This is a genomic window from Pseudochelatococcus sp. B33 (assembly GCF_053570585.1).
This window is the reverse complement of sequence record NZ_JBSEFH010000058.1, coordinates 1-4,463: the sequence shown is the minus strand read 5'-3', so window position 1 is coordinate 4,463 and position 4,463 is coordinate 1. Positions and strand designations below refer to the sequence as shown.

At 68.0% G+C, this 4,463-nt stretch carries 5 protein-coding genes; 1 reads left to right on the top strand and 4 read right to left on the bottom strand.

Annotated features, from left to right (window positions below; all coding sequences use genetic code 11):
* Window positions 1-13: 13 nt before the first annotated feature.
* Window positions 14-1,117, bottom strand: coding sequence for an LLM class flavin-dependent oxidoreductase (locus ACUSIJ_RS29375; RefSeq protein ID WP_449311957.1), 1,104 nt, complete (start codon window positions 1,115-1,117; stop codon window positions 14-16).
* A gap of 138 nt (window positions 1,118-1,255) precedes the next feature.
* Between ACUSIJ_RS29375 and ACUSIJ_RS29370 the strand changes: the two genes are divergently transcribed.
* On the top strand, window positions 1,256-2,440 hold the full coding sequence (locus tag ACUSIJ_RS29370) for a M20/M25/M40 family metallo-hydrolase (RefSeq protein ID WP_449311956.1): 1,185 nt from the start codon (window positions 1,256-1,258) through the stop codon (window positions 2,438-2,440).
* Here the strand turns inward: ACUSIJ_RS29370 and ACUSIJ_RS29365 are convergent.
* Genes ACUSIJ_RS29365 through ACUSIJ_RS29355 form a run of 3 tightly spaced genes read right to left on the bottom strand, consistent with a single transcriptional unit; the run spans window position 2,413 to window position 4,368 of the window.
* Window positions 2,413-3,339, bottom strand: a complete 927-nt coding sequence (locus tag ACUSIJ_RS29365; RefSeq protein ID WP_449311955.1) for an NAD-dependent epimerase/dehydratase family protein — start codon at window positions 3,337-3,339, stop codon at window positions 2,413-2,415. The genes ACUSIJ_RS29370 and ACUSIJ_RS29365 overlap by 28 nt on opposite strands.
* 11 nt (window positions 3,340-3,350) lie before the next feature.
* Window positions 3,351-3,911: a flavin reductase family protein gene (locus ACUSIJ_RS29360; RefSeq protein ID WP_449311954.1), complete on the bottom strand. Its 561-nt coding sequence runs from the start codon at window positions 3,909-3,911 to the stop codon at window positions 3,351-3,353.
* 10 nt (window positions 3,912-3,921) lie between these two features.
* Complete coding sequence (locus ACUSIJ_RS29355) at window positions 3,922-4,368, bottom strand: RidA family protein (protein WP_449311953.1); 447 nt, start codon at window positions 4,366-4,368, stop codon at window positions 3,922-3,924.
* Between the last annotated feature and the right edge of the window lie 95 nt (window positions 4,369-4,463).

The window sequence follows — 4,463 nt, the reverse complement described above, 5'->3', positions numbered from 1 at the left end:
TCCCGCATGTTTTTTATGCGGTTAATCTGTTTTGTTGGTTTTCTGGGCGGGCTGAGGTTGGGTATTGGGCGAGGGGTCCGAGTTCGCGTTCGATGCCGGGGATGACCTTGGCGGCGAAGAGCTCCAGCGACTTCAGGGCCTTTTCCTGCGGGAAGTCGCCGATCTGGAAATAAAGCGCGATATGCGCGGCGTTGGTGCGGCGGATCTCCTCGATGCCACGCTCGATGCAGGTCTCCACGTCGCCGATCATCTGGTTGGCGATGATCTCGTCGAGCGGCGGCTCGTTGGGTGCCGGGTTGCGCGGCACCAGCATATGGCCCTCCAGGATGTCCTCCCGCTTGCGCATCGCCGCCGCCAGCCGAAGCTGCCACCGCGCGTTGTCGGCGTATTCCTCCGCGTCCTTCCTGCTGTCGGTGACGCAGCAGAACCGCAAAAGCCCCCATTTCAGGTCATCGGGGTCCTTGCCGGCGGCGATGAAGGGCCGCTCGAAGTCGGCACGGCGCTGGCCGACCGCCGCGGGGCCGACGAAGCGCCCGTTGGTCATCATGCCATAGCCTTTCTCCGCCGCGATCCTGTGCAGGGCCGGGGCATCCCCGGCAATCCAGATTTCCGGCAGCCGCCCGCTGTACGTCCTGGCGCTGATGTGGCTGCGCGGCATATGCTGCTGCTTGCCCCGATACTCGATGAAGTCCCGGGTCAGACCCATCTCGATCATCTCGAGCAATTCAATCGTCGCTTCCTTCGACTCCGCCAGGTCGCGGCCGAAGCGCTCGAATTCGAACGGCTGATAGCCGCTGCCGATGCCGACGACGAGACGCCCCTGCGACATGGAATCCACCATGCCGATCTCGGCGATGACGCGCGCCGGGGTGTAGAGCGGCAGCACGAGCACGCCGGCGCCAAGGCGGATTCTCCTGGTCACCGGCGCGCAATGGGCGGCCATCAGGAGCGGCGAGGGACACACGCAGTAGTTGGAGAAATGGTGCTCGGCGAACCAGGAAACACCCAGCCCGCCGTCGTCCGCCACCCTGGTGATCTCGACGGCGTCCTTGAGAAGTTCAGCGGTCGTGTGGCCGGGCGACCGGTAGCCCATCAGGTTGAAAACGCCAAACTCCATGGCCGATGTTCTCCCTCTGCGGATTGGCTGGCGGCCGGCGGGAGGCCGGCCGGGCACCTATATCTCTTTACAATTCATATAGTAGTCTTGTAGATGACATTTGCAACAATTTTCTGGCAGTCACCCCGGGGGCAACCCATGATCACCAAGGCCGAACACAGCGTCTGCACCCTCCTCGCTCAACGCCAGCCGGAAATGCTCGACCTCCTCGAAGCCATCGTCGCCCTCGATTCCCCAAGCCGATCCGCCGCCGCCGTCAGCGCGGTCACGGCCCATATCCGGACCTTCCTGGAGGCCAACGGGGTGGAGACCGAAATCCTCGCCAGCCCCGAATACGGCGATGTCGTGCGCGCCGGCGTGCGGGAGGCCGCCGCAGCGCCGCCGGTGCTGCTCACGGGCCATTGCGACACGGTCTTTCCGCTCGGGGAAGCATCGCGCCGCCCCTTCCGCATAGACGGCACGCGCGCCTATGGGCCGGGCGTGGCCGACATGAAGGGCGGCCTCGTCGCCAACGCCTTCGTCCTGGCAGCGATCGCCGCCCTGCCGGCGCCGCGCCCGCCCGTGCGCGCCCTCTTGACCGTCGACGAGGAAATCGGCTCGCCCTTCTCCCGCCCGATCATCGAAGCCGAGGCGCTGGCCGCCGCCTGCGTCTTCAATGCGGAGCCCGCGCGCCCGAACGGCAACGTCGTGGTCAGCCGCAAGGGGGGCCTGTTCATGCGTTGCGACGTCTACGGCAGAGAGGCCCATTCCGGCGTAAACTACCACGACGGCGTGAGCGCCATCGCCGCCATCGCCCGCAAGATCGCCGACCTGTACCGGATCGTCGATAGCGAACGGGGGATCACGCTCAACGTCGGGGTGATCGGCGGGGGACGGACCGTCAACACCGTTTGCCCCCACGCCTTCGCCGAGATCGACGTGCGCTACGTCGAGCCGGGCGACCGGGGCCGGCTCCTGGCCGCGGTCGGGAAGATCGTGACGGACGATCCTGCCCCCGGCATACGCGGCGAACTGCGGATCACGGGAGAGTTCCTGCCGCTGCGGCAGAGCGCGGAGAACGCGGACCTGTTTGCCCTCTATCGCGCCGCGGCCGGCGATGTCGGGTTTGCGGTCGGCGGCGAGGCGTCCGGCGGCTGCGCCGATTCCGGCTTCGCCGCCGCGACCGGCACGCCCACCCTGTGCGGCACCGGCCCGGTCGGAGGCGCCGTCCACACCGCTGACGAATATCTGGAGCTGGCATCGCTCGTCCCGCGTGCGCAGGCGCTGGCGCTGGCGGCGATGCGCGCGGCGATGCCTCAGGCTGACGGGGCCGGGGGCGCGTAGCCCATCCGGTAGCTGCCGCAGGTCAGCTCCTCGATCAGCCCGGGACGATGGGGAGCCCAGCCGAGCGCCCGGGCGTTCACGCCCCTGACACGGCTGTTCGAGGCCAGCGAATATTCGCAGCGCGGGCCCCATACCCGCAGCGCCTCCGCCAGCGGCCACGAGGCCGCGGGCGTGCCGAGCAGGCGGCCGATGGCCCCGGCGATGTCCCGGAGCGCATCCTCGCCGTTCTCGCCGAAAAGGAACGTCCCCGCATCCGCCCGGTCCAGCGCGAGCAGGTAGAGATCGGCGAGGTCGTCGACATGCACGTTCGACCAGCGATTGCGTCCCGCCCCGATGTAGCGCGCCGTTCCGCTCCTGCGGGCTTCCTCGATGATGAGGCGCAGCTGCACGGATTCCCTGTGCGGCCCTTCCCGCCAGCCATAGGTCAGGGACGGGCAGATGACGATCGACCGGATGCCCTGTTCTGCAGCCGCGAGGATGCGGGTATCGTTGCCAAGCCGCACCGACCGGGACGCGATCGGGCTGACGTTGCCCGGATAGGCGGCATCGGCATGGACCGCGGCGCTCTCCGCGCCGGCGGCCCCGTCCGCGACGACGCTCGAACCGCTCGTATGGATGAAGGCCTTGCCGGTATGCGCAAGCTCCGCCAGGGCCAGGCCGATGAAACCCGCCGCCTCGGGATCCGCCATGTGGAGAACGGCATCGGCTGCCCGGCATTCGGCCCGGAGCACGTCCGTGTCGTCAAGCGTTCCCGCGACCGGCTCGATGCCGGCGCGCGCGACATGGGCGGCGCCCTCGGGAGAACGGGCCAGGCCGCGCACCCGATGGCCGGCCGCGGCCAGCCGTTCCGCAACGCGCCCGCCGATGAAACCGGTCGTGCCGGTGACGAAGACTTTCATGGCCGGGAGCCTCAGGCGGTGACGGGAACGGATTTGGGCAACGTCTTGTCGATGCGGCCATAGCTGCGGTCGCAGTAGAGAAGCGGCCGTCCTTCGCCAAGGCGCACGTCCTGCACCTGCCCGACGAAAATGTAGTGCGATCCGAAAGGCAGCATGCTCGCAAGCTCGCAGTCGAAGGCGGCGAGGCTCCCCTCCAGCGCCGGAGAGCCGGTCACCATCCGCCCCCAGCGGCCGTGCCGGAAGCGCGCTTCACCGGACGCGGCGCGCCCGGCGAACAGCTCGGCCAGATCGATCTGCTCGTCCGAGAGGAGATTGGCGCAGAAGGCCCCGCTCTCCCGGATGGCGCCGGCCGTATGGCTGGCACGGTTGATGCACACGAGCACCGACGGCGGCTCCACGGTCAGCGAGCACAGCGCGCTCACGGTCGCGCCGCAGCGTTCGCTGCCCAGTGCACCCCCCATGCGCGCGGTGACGATCGAGACGCCCGAGCCGGCAAGCCTCATGGCGCCGAGGAAGCGCTCGCGCAGATGCGCGAAACAGGCGTCGGCGGGATGGTCTGTCGCTTGTCCCATCGCCGCTGTCTCACTGTCCCTGCCCGGCGCGCGGGACGTAGCCGATGGCGTCGACCTCGAGGCCGCAATCGAAGGGGGTTCTGCCGGCCTGCATCCGCGTGCGCGCCGGCAGGGTGTGCTGAGCGGTGAAGTAGGTCCTGTAGATGCGGTCGAACTCTTCCTGTGTCGCCTGCTCCTTCAGCCACACGGTGACCTTCAGCAGACAGTCCATGTTGGAGCCTGCCGCTTCCGTCAGCGCCTTCAGATTGTCCATGACGATCCGCACCTGGCGCTCGAACGGCGTCGCCGGCATGGGCGGCGGCTGGCGCCCCGCCTGCCTCGCCTCGCGCAGCGCCGTGCAGAACGCCGCATCGAACGGCGGCAGGCCGGAAATATAGATCAGATCGCCGTGTCGGACACACAGGTTGAACGGCCCCGCGGTCAGCGGCAGCCCTGCATCGATAACGACCTTGTCCATCTGCATTCCTCCCGGCCGGGTTCGCCCCGCATGCACCCAAAACCAGTCTATCAGAAGACTTGAAAAAGTCTACTAGCTATATTAACCCGACAAAC